The 14,736-nt window shown below is 72.2% G+C and carries 16 protein-coding genes; 7 read left to right on the top strand and 9 right to left on the bottom strand.

Annotated features, from left to right (window positions below):
• Positions 1-128: 128 nt before the first annotated feature.
• From ACOBQU_RS33620 to ACOBQU_RS33595, 6 genes are all read left to right on the top strand, one after another.
• Positions 129-1,376, top strand: a complete 1,248-nt coding sequence (locus tag ACOBQU_RS33620; RefSeq protein ID WP_423632440.1) for a MurT ligase domain-containing protein — start codon at positions 129-131, stop codon at positions 1,374-1,376.
• 31 nt (positions 1,377-1,407) lie between these two features.
• The gene (locus tag ACOBQU_RS33615) at positions 1,408-2,136 is read left to right on the top strand and encodes a type 1 glutamine amidotransferase (RefSeq protein ID WP_423632438.1); all 729 of its coding nucleotides are present in this window, start codon (positions 1,408-1,410) and stop codon (positions 2,134-2,136) included.
• Between the two features lie 178 nt (positions 2,137-2,314).
• Positions 2,315-3,340: a 6-phosphofructokinase gene (locus ACOBQU_RS33610; protein WP_423632436.1), complete on the top strand. Its 1,026-nt coding sequence runs from the start codon at positions 2,315-2,317 to the stop codon at positions 3,338-3,340.
• Positions 3,341-3,485: 145 nt separating this feature from the next.
• Positions 3,486-4,457 (top strand): cytochrome c oxidase assembly protein, encoded by a 972-nt coding sequence (locus ACOBQU_RS33605; protein ID WP_423632434.1) that lies wholly within the window; start codon positions 3,486-3,488, stop codon positions 4,455-4,457.
• A gap of 98 nt (positions 4,458-4,555) precedes the next feature.
• Positions 4,556-4,714, top strand: coding sequence for a hypothetical protein (locus ACOBQU_RS33600; protein WP_423632432.1), 159 nt, complete (start codon positions 4,556-4,558; stop codon positions 4,712-4,714).
• Positions 4,715-4,901: 187 nt separating this feature from the next.
• On the top strand, positions 4,902-5,639 hold the full coding sequence (locus tag ACOBQU_RS33595; RefSeq protein WP_423632430.1) for a lysophospholipid acyltransferase family protein: 738 nt from the start codon (positions 4,902-4,904) through the stop codon (positions 5,637-5,639).
• A 109-nt stretch (positions 5,640-5,748) separates the two neighbouring features.
• Here ACOBQU_RS33595 and ACOBQU_RS33590 read toward each other — a convergent pair whose 3' ends face one another.
• Together ACOBQU_RS33590 and ACOBQU_RS33585 are read right to left on the bottom strand one after the other, a co-directional pair.
• On the bottom strand, positions 5,749-7,353 hold the full coding sequence (locus tag ACOBQU_RS33590) for an alpha/beta hydrolase (RefSeq protein ID WP_423632429.1): 1,605 nt from the start codon (positions 7,351-7,353) through the stop codon (positions 5,749-5,751).
• Positions 7,354-7,784: 431 nt separating this feature from the next.
• Positions 7,785-8,414, bottom strand: coding sequence for a nuclease-related domain-containing protein (locus ACOBQU_RS33585; protein ID WP_423632427.1), 630 nt, complete (start codon positions 8,412-8,414; stop codon positions 7,785-7,787).
• A gap of 396 nt (positions 8,415-8,810) precedes the next feature.
• On the opposite strand from ACOBQU_RS33585, the gene ACOBQU_RS33580 reads away from it, so the two are divergent.
• Complete coding sequence (locus ACOBQU_RS33580; protein WP_423632425.1) at positions 8,811-9,398, top strand: hypothetical protein; 588 nt, start codon at positions 8,811-8,813, stop codon at positions 9,396-9,398.
• Here the strand turns inward: ACOBQU_RS33580 and ACOBQU_RS33575 are convergent.
• The 7 genes from ACOBQU_RS33575 to ACOBQU_RS33545 all read right to left on the bottom strand — a co-directional run bounded on the left by ACOBQU_RS33575 (position 9,395) and on the right by ACOBQU_RS33545 (position 14,715).
• Complete coding sequence (locus tag ACOBQU_RS33575; RefSeq protein ID WP_423632423.1) at positions 9,395-10,177, bottom strand: urease accessory protein UreD; 783 nt, start codon at positions 10,175-10,177, stop codon at positions 9,395-9,397. The two genes, ACOBQU_RS33580 and ACOBQU_RS33575, sit on opposite strands and share 4 nt — an antisense overlap.
• The gene (gene ureG / locus ACOBQU_RS33570; RefSeq protein ID WP_423632422.1) at positions 10,174-10,872 is read right to left on the bottom strand and encodes an urease accessory protein UreG; all 699 of its coding nucleotides are present in this window, start codon (positions 10,870-10,872) and stop codon (positions 10,174-10,176) included. The genes ACOBQU_RS33575 and ureG overlap by 4 nt, the downstream gene beginning before the upstream one ends.
• A 31-nt stretch (positions 10,873-10,903) precedes the next feature.
• Positions 10,904-11,578, bottom strand: coding sequence for an urease accessory protein UreF (locus ACOBQU_RS33565; protein ID WP_423634891.1), 675 nt, complete (start codon positions 11,576-11,578; stop codon positions 10,904-10,906).
• A gap of 136 nt (positions 11,579-11,714) precedes the next feature.
• Positions 11,715-13,436, bottom strand: coding sequence for an urease subunit alpha (locus ACOBQU_RS33560; protein WP_423632420.1), 1,722 nt, complete (start codon positions 13,434-13,436; stop codon positions 11,715-11,717).
• Positions 13,429-13,740 carry an urease subunit beta gene (locus ACOBQU_RS33555; RefSeq protein ID WP_423634889.1) on the bottom strand — a complete coding sequence of 104 codons (312 nt, stop codon included), beginning with the start codon at positions 13,738-13,740 and terminating at the stop codon, positions 13,429-13,431. The genes ACOBQU_RS33560 and ACOBQU_RS33555 overlap by 8 nt, the downstream gene beginning before the upstream one ends.
• Before the next feature lie 55 nt (positions 13,741-13,795).
• The gene (locus ACOBQU_RS33550) at positions 13,796-14,098 is read right to left on the bottom strand and encodes an urease subunit gamma (RefSeq protein ID WP_423632419.1); all 303 of its coding nucleotides are present in this window, start codon (positions 14,096-14,098) and stop codon (positions 13,796-13,798) included.
• 329 nt (positions 14,099-14,427) lie between these two features.
• Positions 14,428-14,715: a type II toxin-antitoxin system Phd/YefM family antitoxin gene (locus ACOBQU_RS33545; protein WP_423632417.1), complete on the bottom strand. Its 288-nt coding sequence runs from the start codon at positions 14,713-14,715 to the stop codon at positions 14,428-14,430.
• Positions 14,716-14,736: the final 21 nt, after the last annotated feature.

Here is a 14,736-nt window from a genome sequence, read left to right as displayed (position 1 = left end):
GAGTACGGTCCTCGCAGTGGGGACGGTCCGGATGGTGGTGCGATTCGGGCTTGTCAGTCGATCTCGATAGGCTGGCCCGACACGATGCCGGGCAGGCGCGGCGCCGTACGCAAGGAGGACCCAGAACGATGGCAGGACACCCTGGCAGCTCAGAGTCGCTGTCGGCGCGGGCCAAGCTGGCCGTGACGGCGGGCAAGGCGGCCGCGGCGGTGTCGCGCGTGGCCGGCCGCGGCAGCGGTTCGGTGATCGGCGGCAAGGTCGCGCTCAGACTCGACCCGGAGCTCCTCGGCCGACTGGCGACCCACCTGGACGTGGTCCTCGTCTCGGCCACCAACGGCAAGACCACCACCACGCGCCTGATCGCCGAGGCGCTGCGCGCCAGCGGCCCGGTCGTGTCCAACGCCCTCGGGGCGAACATGCCCGCGGGCATCACCTCCGCCCTCGCGGGCGGCTCGGACGCCAAGTTCGGCGTGATCGAGGTCGACGAGAAGTACCTGGCGGGCGTCGCCCGTGACGTCGACCCCAAGGCCATCGCGCTGCTCAACCTGTCGCGCGACCAGCTCGACCGCGCCGCCGAGACCCGCATGCTCGCCGAGAAGTGGCGCGAGGGCCTCGCGGGCAGCAAGGCCGTCATCATCGCCAACGCCGACGACCCGCTGGTGGTCTGGGCGGCCTCCTCCTCGCCGAACGTGGTGTGGGTGGCCGCGGGCCAGGCCTGGAAGGACGACGCCTGGTCGTGCCCGGCCTGCGGCGGCGTCATGCAGCGCCCCGGCGACGACTGGTACTGCGGCGAGTGCGGCTTCCGCCGCCCCACGCCCAGCTGGGCCCTGTCCGGCGACCACGTCCTGGACCCGCACGGCTCGGCCTGGCCCATCCACCTCCAGCTCCCCGGCCGGGCGAACAAGGCCAACGCCACCTCGTCGGCCGCCGTCGCCGCCGTCTTCGGCGTGCCCCCGCAGGTCGCCCTGGAGCGGATGTACCAGGTGCAGGCCGTCGCGGGCCGCTACGACGTGGTCCAGTTCCAGGGCCGTGACCTGCGCCTGCTGCTCGCCAAGAACCCGGCGGGCTGGCTCGAAACGTTTTCGCTCATCGACGGCCCCCCGGCCCCGGTGATCCTCTCGGTGAACGCCCGCGGCGCGGACGGCACCGACACCTCCTGGCTCTGGGACGTCGACTACACCCGGCTCGCCGGTCACCCGATCTTCGTGCTCGGCGACCGCAAGCTGGACCTCGCGGTGCGCCTGGAGGTCGCGGGCCTGGACTTCCGCGTCTGCGAGACGCTGGACGAGGCCGTGCAGCTGGCCCCGCCCGGCCGCATCGAGACCATCGCGAACTACACCGCCTTCCAGGACCTGCGCCGCCGCGTGGGCAACTGACCGCGCCGAACGCCACTGAGGACGAATGAGCATGAGCGACAACAGCCTGCGGCTGGTCTGGGTCTACCCCGACCTGCTGTCCACCTACGGCGACCAGGGCAACGCCCTCGTCGTGGAGCGCCGCGCCCGCCAGCGCGGCCTCCAGGTCGAGCGCTATGACGTGCGCAGCGACCAGCCGGTGCCCACCTCCGGAGACATCTACCTGATCGGCGGCGGCGAGGACCGGCCGCAGCGGCTCGCCGCCGAGCGGCTGCGCCGCGACGGCGGCCTCCAGCGGGCCGTCGGCAACGGCGCGATCGTCTTCTCGGTCTGCGCCGGGTACCAGATCCTGGGCAACGAGTTCATCAACGACCTCGGCCAGCGCGAGCCCGGCCTCGGCCTGCTCGACGTGGTCTCGGTGCGCGGCGAGGGCGAGCGCTGCGTCGGCGACGTCCTCGCGGACATCGACCCGCGGCTCGGCCTGCCCGAGCTGACCGGCTTCGAGAACCACCAGGGCGTCACGCACGTCGGCCCGAACGCCCGCCCCTTCGCCCGCGTCCGCCTGGGCAAGGGCAACGGCACGGGCGACGGCACCGAAGGCGCCTACAACGGCACGGTCTTCGGCACGTACATGCACGGCCCGGTCCTCGCCCGCAACCCGCTCATCGCGGACCTGCTGCTGAAGCTGGCCCTCGACGTGAACGCGCTGCCGCCGACCGACGACCGGTGGTACGACGCGCTGCGCGCGGAGCGGATCGCCGCCGCCCAGCAACCCGCCTAGCGGTTCATCGCGCCGCGCGCTCGTCCTCAAGCGCCGGACAGGCTTGATGTGCCTGTCCGGCGTTCGTCTGTCCAGTGGGTGGGCGGTGCCTGCGAGGGCCCCTGGCGCGCCGGTAGGGTGGCCGGGATCCAGCCGGACGACGGGGTCCGGGACCGCCCGACTGCAAAGGTTTCCCACCATGCGCCTTGGCGTCCTGACCTCCGGCGGCGACTGCCCCGGGCTCAACGCCGTCATCCGCTCCGTCGTCCACCGCGCCGTCGTCGACCACGGCGACGAGGTCATCGGCTTCCACGACGGCTGGAAGGGCCTCCTCGCATGCGACTACCGCAAGCTCGACCTGGACGCGGTCGGCGGCATCCTCGCGCGCGGCGGCACCATCCTCGGCTCGTCCCGTGTGCAGCCCGCGCACCTGCGTGACGGCGTCGAGCGCGCCCGGGGCCACGTCGCCGACCTGGGCCTCGACGCGGTCATCCCCATCGGCGGCGAGGGCACGCTGAAGGCGGCCCGGCTGCTGTCCGACGCGGGCCTGCCGATCGTCGGCGTACCGAAGACCATCGACAACGACATCGCCGCCACGGACGTCACGTTCGGCTTCGACACCGCCGTGGGAGTCGCCACCGAGGCCCTCGACCGGCTGAAGACCACCGCCGAGTCGCATCAGCGGGTCCTGATCGTCGAGGTCATGGGGCGGCACACGGGCTGGATCGCGCTGCACTCCGGCATGGCCGCGGGCGCCCACGCCATCGTCGTGCCCGAGCGGCCCTTCGACATCGAGGAGCTGGCCCGCAGGGTCGGCGAGCGGTTCGCGGCAGGCAAGAAGTTCGCCATCGTCGTCGCGGCGGAGGGCGCCAAGCCGCGCCCCGGCACCATGGACTTCGACGAGGGCGGCAGGGACGTCTACGGCCACGAGCGGTTCGCGGGCATCGCCCGGCAGCTCTCCCTCGAACTGGAGCAGCGCCTCGGCAAGGAGGCCCGGCCGGTGATCCTCGGCCACGTCCAGCGCGGCGGCACCCCCACGGCGTACGACCGCGTGCTCGCCACCCGCTTCGGCTGGCACGCCGTGGAGGCGGTGCACCGCGGTGAGTTCGGCAAGCTGACGGCGCTGCGCGGCACGGACATCGCGATGGTGCCGCTCGCCGAGGCCGTGGAGACCCTGAAGACGGTGCCCGTGGAGCGGTACGAGGAAGCGGAGTGCGTGCTGTAGCCGCGCCCGCGCGGTCCTGAATCCCGCCCCCGGTCGCGAGCGCGGCCGGGGGCGGTTCTACTCTGGTGCGGACACACCGCGCACAAACTGTACGAATCAGTACCGCGCACCCTCGGCACGACCAGCGGGAATCAGGAGCCAGCGGATGGATCACGGCGGGCACGGCATGCACGGCATGGACCATGGGATGAACATGGATCTGCCGCCGTTCACGCTGGCACGTGGGCTTGAGCTGTCCGTCGAGCCCTTCTTCCTCGTCAGCTGCCTGGTGGCGCTCGGCCTGTACGGCTGGGGCGTGGCGCGGCTCGTGCGGCGCGGCGACGCCTGGCCGGTCGGCCGGACGGTGGCGTTCGTCGTGGGCGTGCTCACGATCCTGTTGGTGATGTGCACCAAGCTGAACGACTACGGCATGGTCCTGTTCAGCGTGCACATGGTGCAGCACATGATCATCAGCATGCTGTCGCCGATCCTGCTGCTGCTCGGCGCGCCGATCACGCTGGCGCTGCGGGCGCTGCCGGTCGCGGGCCGGGGCCGCAAGGGCCCGCGCGAGCTGCTGCTCGCGCTGCTGCACAGCCGGTACGTGCGGATCATCACGCACCCGGCGTTCACGATCCCGATGTTCATCGCGAGCCTGTACGCGCTGTACTTCACGCCGCTCTTCGACACCCTCATGGGCTCCAAGGCCGGGCACATCGGCATGATGGTGCACTTCCTCGCCGTCGGCCTGGTGTTCTTCTGGCCGATCATGGGCGTCGACCCGGGCCCGCACCGCCCCGGGCACCTGATGCGGATGCTGGAGCTGTTCGCGGGCATGCCGTTCCACGCGTTCTTCGGCATCGCGCTGATGATGGCGTCCGAGCCCATGATCGACACATACGCGAACCCGCCCGCCTCGCTGGGCGTCGAGGCCCTCGCCGACCAGCAGGCGGCCGGAGGCATCGCCTGGGCGTTCAGCGAGATCCCCTCGGTGCTCGTCCTGATCGCCCTGCTCTTCCAGTGGTACCGCTCCGACCAGCGCGAAGGCCGCCGCAAGGACCGCGCCGCCGCCCGCGACGGGGACAAGGAGCTGGAGGAGTACAACGCCTATCTGGCCTCACTGGCCGCGCGCGGGCGCTAGCGGCGGGGGCCGCTCCCGGGTGAGGATGGCTCCGAGGCCACGGTCTCGGCGCTCCGGAATCCGGACGCCCGGACCGTCTGTCGTGAGGAGGCAGGGCGATGCCGGGTGCGACGAAGACGATGGGCGCGTTCACCATCGGAGGTCTGGTCATGGTGACCGCCTACACGGTGGCGCTCGGCAGCAACGGCTGGCTGTGGTTCGGCTGGGTGGTGCTGGGACTGATCACGGTGGCGATGCTGTTCTCGCGTACGACGTGAGGGCGGGCGTACGACGTGAGGGCGGGCGTACGGCGTACCCCGCGCGGGTGAGCGCGGCGGTGCGGTGACCGACAGCGGTCCGTGACGAGATTGGTCACCGACAGTGACCGCCGGAACAGGCTCTCGCCCCGGGGCCGCCGGTTGGCTACTGTGCGTCGGCACCAGACCCGGGGAAGGCGGCGCCCGCATGTTCTACCTGCTCCTGAAGTATGTGCTCCTCGGTCCCCTGCTCAGGCTGATCTTCCGGCCCAGGATCGAGGGCCTGGAGCACATCCCGGAGTCCGGCGCGGCGATCGTCGCCGGGAACCACCTGTCGTTCGCCGACCACTTCCTGATGCCCGCCATCATCAAGCGGCGCATCACGTTCCTGGCGAAGGCCGAGTACTTCACGGGCCCCGGCGTGAAGGGGCGGCTGACGGCGGCGTTCTTCCGCAGCGCCGGGCAGATCCCGGTGGACCGCTCCGGCAAGGAGGCCGGGCAGGCCGCGATCCGCGAGGGCCTCGGCGTGCTGCGCAGGGGCGAGCTGCTCGGCATCTACCCCGAGGGCACCCGCTCGCACGACGGGCGGCTCTACAAGGGCAAGGTCGGCGTCGCCGCGATGGCGCTCAAGGCACAGGTCCCGGTCGTGCCGTGCGCGATGATCGGCACGTTCGAGGCGCAGCCGCCGGGACAGGTCCTGCCGCGCTTCAAACGGGTGACGATCCGCTTCGGCGAGCCCCTGGACTTCGCGCGCTACGCCGGGATGGACGGCGAGAAGGCGGTGCTCCGCGCGGTGACGGACGAGATCATGTACGCGATCCTCGGCCTGTCGGGCCAGGAGTACGTGGACAAGTACGCGGCCGTGGTGAAGGCGGAGCAGGAGGCCGAGCGCACGGGCGGGCGGTCGTCAGGGGACCGCAGGTTCCCGAGGATGCCGCTGAGCTGAGGCCGCCGTACGCCTCGTACGGTGTGAACGGCCGACCGGGAGACCGCCGGGCCGACGTGGCCGACGATCTCCCGGTGTGTGCGGCTGTGTGGCTGCCGCCAGGGCCTGGTTACGGCTTCGGCGTGGCGTGCGGGGCGCAGGTCACGTCGCGGCTGTCGAGCTTGCCGGTGAGCAGGTAGTTGTCGACGCGCTCGTTGAGGCAGGGGTTCACCAGGTTGGTGATGCCGTGCGAACCGGCGTCCTTCTCGGTGATCAGGCGGGAGCCCTTGAGCCGCTTGTGCAGCTCGACGGCGCCCTCGTACGGGGTGGCCGCGTCACGCGTGGCCTGGGCTATCAGCACGGGCGGCAGGCCCTTGCCGGTCTTGACCTCGGTGGGCTGGTGCTGCTTGCTGGGCCAGGTGGCGCAGGGCAGGTTCATCCAGGCGTTGGACCAGGTCATGAACGGGTGGTCCTTGTGCAGCCGGGTGTTGTCGCGGTCCCACTTCTTCCAGCTGGTGGGCCACTTGGCGTCGGCGCACTCGACGGCGGTGTAGACGGCGTTGCCGTTCTCGGAGGACTTGTTGCCCGCGATGTCCGACAGGTCGGGGCTCGCGGCGTCGATGAGCGGCTTGCGGTCACCGGCGACGAACTTGCTCCAGTTCGTGGCGATGCTGACCCAGGTGGAGTCGTAGTACGGCGCGTTCTGGAAGTACGCGATCAGCTCGGCGGGGCCGACGACGCCGTTGAGCGGCGCCCGCTTGGCCTCGGCGCGCAGCTTGAGCCACTGCGCGTGCACCTTCTCCTGGGTGTCGCCGAGGTGGAAGGTCGCGTCGTGCTTGGCGACCCAGGTCATCCAGTCCTTGAGGCGACCCTCGAAGGCGACGTCCTGGTCGAGGTTGGCCTGGTACCAGATCTTCTCCCGCGACGGGTTCACGACGGAGTCGAAGACCATGCGGCGCACGTGCGAGGGGAAGAGCGTGGCGTACACGGCGCCCAGGTACGTCCCGTACGAGACGCCCAGGTAGTTGAGCTTCTTCTCGCCGAGCGCGGCACGGATGACGTCGAGGTCACGGGCGGTGTTCCGCGTCGTCATGTGCGGCAGCATCCAGCCGCTGCGCTCCTTGCAGCCCTGCGCGTACTCGGCGGCGAGCTTGCGCTGGGCGCGCTTGTCGGCCTCGGAGTCGGGCACCGGGTCCAGCTTGGGCGCCTTGACGAACTCCTGCGGGTCGACGCAGGAGATGGGCGTGGAGTGACCCACGCCGCGCGGGTCGAAGCCGACGAAGTCGTACGCCTTGGCGGTCTTCTCCCACAGCGGGCTCTTGTTCACCACGCGCAGCGGGAAGCGCATGCCGGAGCCGCCGGGGCCGCCGGGGTTGTACACCAGGGCGCCCTGGCGCTCCTTCTTGGTGCCGGTGCTGGCGACGCGGTCGACGGCGAGCTTGATCTGCTTGCCGTACGGCTTGGCGTAGTCGAGCGGCACGGTGACCCAGCCGCACTGGACCTTCGCGAGGCCCCAGTCCGCGGGACACTCCTTCCAGTCGATCCCCTTCTTGGCGGCCCGCGCCGCGGCGATGGCGGCCCCGCGGGCCTCCTTGTCCTTGGCGTAGGCGCCGTGCGCCTCCCCCTGCCCCTGCGCGCTCGCGGTGGGCGCGACCAGCGCCCCGGCGACCAGCGTCGCCGCCACGAGGGATCCCGCGGAGCCGAACGTCACCATCCGTCTGGTCCGCCTGGTCATCGCAGTACGTCTCAAGTGGAGCCTCCCGCACATCGATTCGGTCAATCGCTAGGTACGGGGATACTTCCGTCTGGGGGGTGGCGGGCGACAGATGTGGTGGAGGTTCTTTACCAATCCGATAAACGGAGCGGGCTGTACCGGTGAACGGCCAGGGCTGGTCAGGGGCCCTGTCTCTGGGCAGGGCCAGGCCCGTGACATAAGGTGCGTGTCCGTCTGAGTGACTACGACTCGGGCGCTGGCCCGAAGTCGATGCCCCTTGCACGTGCGCCAACCCGCGTCGCCGGCCGGGTCCGCTGACGGTAGACGGCCTCCGTAGGCCGCGGCTCGGCCGGGTGCCTACGCGCGCCGACCCCCTGCACGTGGCCCACCGGAACTCGCGCCGCACGCCCGCAGCCTTCCACCGCGGGACGGACCACCGCAGTTCGGGCACGTCATGCCGTCAGCCAGACGCTCCTGTGCCGCGCCACGGCATAGAGGGTGTCCACCTGCTCAGGGCTCAGCACTCCGGAGAGCGGGCCGAGCGCGGACACCTCCCGGTCGCGGTACACGTGTACGGCGAGCTGAGTCGGGGCCTTGTCGAGGCGCGTCACGCCGACGAACACGAGTACGGGTTCCACGCGCACGGGAAAGTCGACATAGCGTTCCAGGACTGACTGAACCCTGTGTGCCTCCGCCTTGCTCTTGCGGCCGTAGGGACGGGGTTTTCCGTGATTGATCCGCGCCATCTCGTCACCGACCCAGACCGCCTTGCCCAGGTGACGCTTCGTGTTGATGCAGAAGACCCCGCCGGGGCCGATCAGGAGGTGATCGACGTCCACCTTCCGGGGCAGCTCTATGGAGTGCAGGACGCGCCACCCACGCCGTGAGAGCCTCTGCAACTCGGCACCGACCCGGACCTCACCGGCCAGTCCCTTGCGGTAGGAGTCCCCTTCAGACGGCCGTCGCAACAGCCAGTCCACGGCTCGCTCAAGGATGGTCGGCCCCTCCGCGTCAAGCTTCTCGCGCAATGACGCGCCAGGGCGATTCAGCGCGAGGTCATGGGACGGCGTCAGCGGTGGCACCTTCGGTACCGGGGGAATCTCCCTCCCTCGGGAAGGGGGCGGGGAAGACGCGGCGCCCTCGGGCTCGGCACCGCGGGCGAGGTGGGCGCGTAACAGCCGAAGTGCCTCATGCCGATGGGGCTCTTGAAGGATCGAGACCCTACCCGTACGACGGTCGGCCCACGCGACAGTCGTTCCGTCCGGCAGGTTCACATACAGCCGATCATGCCCGTACCGCCTCCACGTGACGACCTTCAACTCGCCCATGTTCGCCCCCTGTTGAGACTCCATTCTTCGGAGCCATGCCAACAGCAGGTCGGCTCCCTCACAAGGAGGCCGACCGGTCACAGCGAAGTACGACGCCGGGCCGTGCCGGGGGAGCCTCCGCCGGTTGGCGTCCTGGTCGACAATTCAGGGGTGGACGTTCCCGAACTGCTGGAAAGGGCCTCGCTTCTGGTTCCCGAGGCGGTCGCCGACGCGGGCGATGTCACGGTGAGCGACGTCTGGGAGTACCTGGTCCAGGACGAGTGGGAGGTCGCCCTCAGCCTGTTGGAAGAGCTGAGCGGGGTCCAGGCGTTGCCACCGGCGCTCTGGGAGGCCCTCGCCGACGCCGCCGAGGAGCTGCGGCTCGGGCGGAGCGCGGCCTGGTGCCGCTGGCGGTGGTGCGAGGCGCGCAGCGGTGTGATCCGCGCGGACCTCGCTCTCCGCCCGGCCGCCGAGGCCCGCCGGAAGACGCCCGTTCCCGGCGCCGGTGTGCTGCGGCCCCTGTGGGACATCGGAGCCCGGTCACCCAGCGGCGGTCCCGCGGTCGGCGTCGCCGCGCTCTGGGTGGAGAACCTGCCCTCCCTGGCGCCCGGCGGCCGGGCCGCGGTGCGTCTGCTGCCTCTCACGCCCGCGCACTGGCGGCACGTCACGGTCGGCCAGCGGATCGCCCTGCACGAGGACAGGACCGTGGCAGGGACCACCACGGTGCTTGAGGTTCGCCCTCCGGTGGTGCCGGGTTAGCGGGCCAGGCGGGCCAGGGCCTCGTCCAGGGTGCGGCGGAGGTGGTGGGCGTGGGGGGACACGGCTGTGATGAGGGCCGCGGGGCCGCCGGGGAGGGGGGTGAGGGACGCGTGGGGGCCCAGGGGGGCTGGTGGGGGCGGGTGGGTGGTGAAGGCGGGGGTGATGACGAGGAGTTGGCCCACTGCCCGGTGGTCGGAGAGGACCGCTGGGCCGTTCCAGCCTTCGGGGGCGCCGGGGCCGCAGTGGAGTTCCTGGTCGAGGAGCAGGCGGCCCGCGTGGCGTACGGTCAGGCGGGTGGTGAGGCGGCCCGGTTCCTCCGCCGTCCGGCCCAGGACCTGCTCCTCGCGCAGGACGAGCCGCCCGCCCCGCGCGACGTCCACCCGCGTCGTCACCCGCAGGTCACTCCCCCGCACCGAGATCAGCTGCTCCGGCAGCCACCGCAGCTCCGCGTCGGCGGCGACGGACAGCCGTACGTCGTAGCGCGCCTCGGACACGCCGTCCTGGCCGGGCAGCGCCATCGTCGCCGCCGCCGAGCCGACCCGCAGCCGCGCCCCCTCCTCGACCGCCGCGTCCACCGTCAGGTGGTCGCCCCCCAGCGGGCCGCTCATCGCCCCGACCAGCGTCACGTGCGCCGCGGGCCCCGTCGCGCGGGTGCGGCGCAGCGCCAGCGGGCCCTCCCCGTCGAGTACGGGCAGGGCCGTGCCGCCGCGGCCGTCGCGGCGGGCCACCACGCGGGCCGTGGCGCGGACGCCCGCCGAGCCCAGGGCCTGGGCCGTCACGCCGCCGGGGCGGCCCAGGCCGCGTACCGCGCCCGGACCCAGTCGGCGACCTCCGCGACGTGCGCCTCGGACCGCAACGACTGGAAGACCACCGGGAGTCGCGCGCGCTGCGCCTTGGCGTCCGCGGCCATGCGGGCCAGGTCGGAGCCCACGTACGGCGCCAGGTCCGTCTTGTTCACGACCAGCAGGTCGGCCGTCGTCACGCCGGGGCCGCCCTTGCGGGGGATGTCGTCGCCGCCCGCCACGTCGATCACGAAGATCTGGGCGTCCACCAGGCCGCGCGAGAACGTGGCCGTGAGGTTGTCGCCGCCGGACTCGACCAGGATCAGGTCGAGCGGGCCGACGGCGTCCTCCAGGTCCTCCACCGCCTCCAGGTTCGCCGAGATGTCGTCGCGGATCGCGGTGTGCGGGCAGGCCCCCGTCTCCACGGCGGTGATCCGCTCCGGGGGCAGGACCGCCTCCTTCAGCAGGAACTCCGCGTCCTCGCGGGTGTAGATGTCGTTGGTGACGACGGCGAGGGAGAGTTCGTCGCGCAGGGCGTGGCAGAGGGCGGCGACCGTGGCCGTCTTGCCGGAGCCCACCGGTCCGCCCAGGCCGATCCTCAGGGCCCGGCGGGTGCCGTCGGGGCGGTGGGCGTCCGCGCTGACCGCGGTGGCGTGGGAGTGGGGGTGGGAGTCGGGGTGGTCCAGGTGCATGGTGTGCTCTCCTTCGTTTGCTGCCGCCGGTTCACGACGCGAACAGGCGGACCGGCCAGGCCGCGTGGGATTCGGCGCTGATCTCCAGGAGCGGGGCCGACGCCGCGGGGAGGGCGTCCGTGCCCTCGTCGGGCACGCGCGCCGCCGCGAGGGCCGCCGCCGCGGACACCCGGTCCACGGCGGCCGCGAGCCGCGCGAGGACCGCCGTGGCCGCGAAGGGGTCGAGGCTCAGCAGGCGCACCACGGCGGTCGCGGGTCCGCTGACGCTCTCGTAGGCGGCGCAGTACGCCGCGTCCGTGCCGTCCAGGCCCGCCGCTCGCGCGGTGAGGCCGAGGACGACCGGCTGGTGGGCGCCCTTGGGGAACGCGCGGGCCAGGTCGTCGAGTTCGGGTGACGGCCAGGCCGCGCGCGCCGCCCGCAGCATCTGGCGCCCCAGCTTGCGCGCGGCCGTGCGCAGCGCGAGGGACGGGGTGCGGGCGTCGGCGGCCTCGTCGAGCGCCACGGGGTCGGCGCCGAGCGCGGCCGCCGCGGCGAGGGCCGCCGCCACCAGGCCGGTGGTGTGCAGCCGCCCCCGGCAGAAGTCCTCCAGGCTCGCGGCGTCGGTGATCCGCCCGGCCTTGACCGCCGCCTCGGCGCCCCCGGAGTGCGCGTGGCCCCCGGCGGGGAAGCGGCCGTCGGCCAGGACGAGCAGCGCGGCGCGCGTCATGCCGTACCGCCCGCGCCGGGTGCGTGAGGTGCCATGCCGTACGGAGCCGCCACCGGTCGCCGCTTCGGCCCGCATGGCACTCGTATCACGTGGCGGCGCATCAGAGGCTGCAGAGGAATCAGGAACATCAGAAGTATCAGAAGAGGAAGTACCGCTGCGCCAGCGGGAGTTCGGCCGCGGGGGCGGGCTCCACCAGTTCGCCGTCGATCGTCACGGCGAAGCTGTCGGGGGCGACCTCCACGCGCGGGAGGGCGTCGTTCTCGCGCATGTCGGCCTTGGTGCGGCCGCGGGTGGAGCGGATGGCCACGAAGGGGCGGTCGAGGGCGAGGCGTTCCGGCAGGTCGTCGTCGAGGGCGGACTGGGTGACGAAGGCGAGGGAGTTGCGCGCGGGCGCCTTGCCGTGGGCGCCGAACATGCGGCGCGGCAGCACCGGCTGCGGGGTGGGGATGGAGGCGTTGGCGTCGCCCATCTGCGCGTACGCGATCTGCCCGCCCTTCAGCACCAGCAGCGGCTTGACGCCGAAGAACGCCGGGTCCCACAGGACGAGGTCGGCGAGTTTGCCGCTCTCCACCGAGCCGACCTCGTGCTCGATGCCCTGGGCGATGGCCGCGTTGATCGTGTACTTGGCGACGTAGCGGCGGGCGCGGTGGTTGTCGGCGCGGGTGTCGCCGGGCAGGGCGCCGCGGCGGCGCTTCATGACGTGGGCCGTCTGCCAGGTGCGCAGGACGACCTCGCCGACCCGGCCCATCGCCTGGGAGTCGGAGGACATGATGGAGATCGCGCCGAGGTCGTGGAGGACGTCCTCGGCGGCGATCGTCGACGGGCGGATGCGGGACTCGGCGAAGGCGAGGTCCTCCGGCACGGCCGGGTTGAGGTGGTGACAGACCATCAGCATGTCGAGGTGCTCCTCGACGGTGTTGACGGTGTGCGGCCGCGTCGGGTTGGTGGAGCTGGGGAGCATGTTCGGCAGCGAGACCGCGGTGATCATGTCGGGGGCGTGGCCGCCGCCCGCGCCCTCGACGTGGAAGGCGTGCAGCGTACGGCCCGCGACGGCCGCGAAGGTGGCGTCGACGAAGCCCGCCTCGTTCAGCGTGTCGGTGTGGACGGCCAGTTGGGCGCCGGTCTGCTCGCAGACGGTGAGGCAGGCGTCGATGACGGCGGGGGTCGCGCCCCAGTCCTCGTGGATCTTGAAGCTGGCGGCTCCGGCGCGCAGTTGGGCGTGCAGCGAGGCGGCGTTCGTGGTGTTGCCCTTGCCGAGGAAGCCGACGTTGACGGGGCTGTCCTCCATCGCGGCGAACATCCGCGCCAGGTGCCAGGCGCCGGGGGTGATCGTCGTCGCCTTGCTGCCTTCGGCGGGGCCGGTGCCGCCGCCGAAGAGGGTGGTGATCCCGGAGGCCAGGGCCTCGTCGACGATGGTCGGCGAGATGAAGTGGATGTGCGTGTCGATGCCGCCCGCGGTGAGGATCCTGCCGTTGCCCGCGATGACCTCGGTCTCGGGCCCGATGACCAGCTCGGGGTGGACCCCGTCCATGGTGTCCGGGTTGCCCGCCTTGCCGATGCCGGTGACGCGGCCGTCGCGGATGCCGACGTCGGCCTTGACGACGCCCCAGTGGTCGATGATCACGGCGCCGGTGATGACGGTGTCGGGCGCGCCCTCGGCGCGGGTCGCGCGGGACTGGCCCATCGACTCGCGGATGACCTTGCCGCCGCCGAAGACCGCCTCGTCGCCGGAGCGTCCGGGGCCGCCGGAGCGGTCCTCCTCGATCTCGACGAGCAGGTCGGTGTCGGCGAGGCGGATCCGGTCGCCGGTGGTCGGTCCGAACAGGTCGGCGTAGGCGGCGCGGGACAGCTCAGGCATCGAGGGGGCCTCCGGTCTCGCCGCGCAGGCCGGGTACGACGCGGGCGCCCGCGAGCGGGACCAGCTCCACGTCCACGGGGATGCCGGGCTCGAAGCGGACGGCGGTGCCCGCGGCGACGTTGAGCCGCTTGCCGCGGGCGGCGGCGCGGTCGAAGTCGAGGCCCGGGTTGGCCTCGGCGAAGTGGTAGTGGGAGCCGACCTGGACGGGCCGGTCGGCGGCGTTCAGGACGGTGAGGCGGGTGGTCTCGCGGCCCTCGTTGAAGGGGACGGGGTCCTCGGCGAAGAGGACCTCCCCGGGGACCACGCCCTGGTGGGGGCCGCTTTCGGGGTGCATATGGCTCATCTGGCGCGAACTCCTGTCACACGATCGGGTCGTGGACGGTGACGAGCTTGGTGCCGTCCGGGAAGGTGGCCTCGACCTGCACGTCGTGGATCATCTCGGCGATGCCGTCCATGACGTCGTCGCGCGTGAGCACCCGGCGGCCCGACGACATGAGGTCGGCGACGCTGCGGCCGTCCCGGGCGCCTTCGAGGACATGCGCGGTGATCAGGGCGACCGCCTCGGGGTGATTGAGCCTCAGGCCGCGAGCCCTGCGCTTCTCGGCCACGTCGGCGGCCACATGGATGAGCAGCCTCTCCTGTTCGTGCGGGGTCAGTTGCACGTCCCACCTCACCGTCCTCGCACCGGACCGCGCGGGGTCCGGCTGCCGCGGCCACCGCGACGATTTAGATGTAGCGCGCAGCGAAGTACGCGCCCCTGCGCACCTTAGTCACGAAAATCCCCAGGTGGCGTGGCAGGGCAGGCTAGTTGGACGGAGTTTCAGCGAGGTTAACCAGCCTTTGACCCGACGATGACCATCAGCGGGGACGCGCCATACCCGGCGCGCGACCCGCGGCGCGCGCTCCCCTCGCGCTCGGGCCCGCAGCGCACGATTACCTCGACCCGGACCCGCGGCGCACGCTCCCCCATCCCCGGGCCCGCGGCGCGCGGCTAGCGCACCTCCGGCCCGCGGTGCTCCGCGGCGATGCCGAAGCGCTGCCGCTCGCCCCCGGCCGGGGCCGCGCCGCCGATCGAGGAGACGGAGCTGATCACCGGCGGCTGCGCGGCCTCCTGCTCGTCCCGGAGCTCTTCGAGGCGCCGCAGGTCGGCGGCGGACACCAGGGCCACGAGCGGCTTGCCGTGGCGCGTGACGACCACGCGCTCGTCGCCGTAGACAACGCGGTTGATCAGGTCGGCCAGCTCTGCGCGGGCTTGCGTCACCGGAATCTCGTAGGCCATGCCCCCATCATAACGTGACGT

It is taken from the genome of Streptomyces sp. G45 (assembly GCF_049542095.1).
Classification (GTDB): Bacteria; Actinomycetota; Actinomycetes; order Streptomycetales; family Streptomycetaceae; genus Streptomyces.
This window is presented reverse-complemented; position numbering and strand designations above follow the sequence as displayed.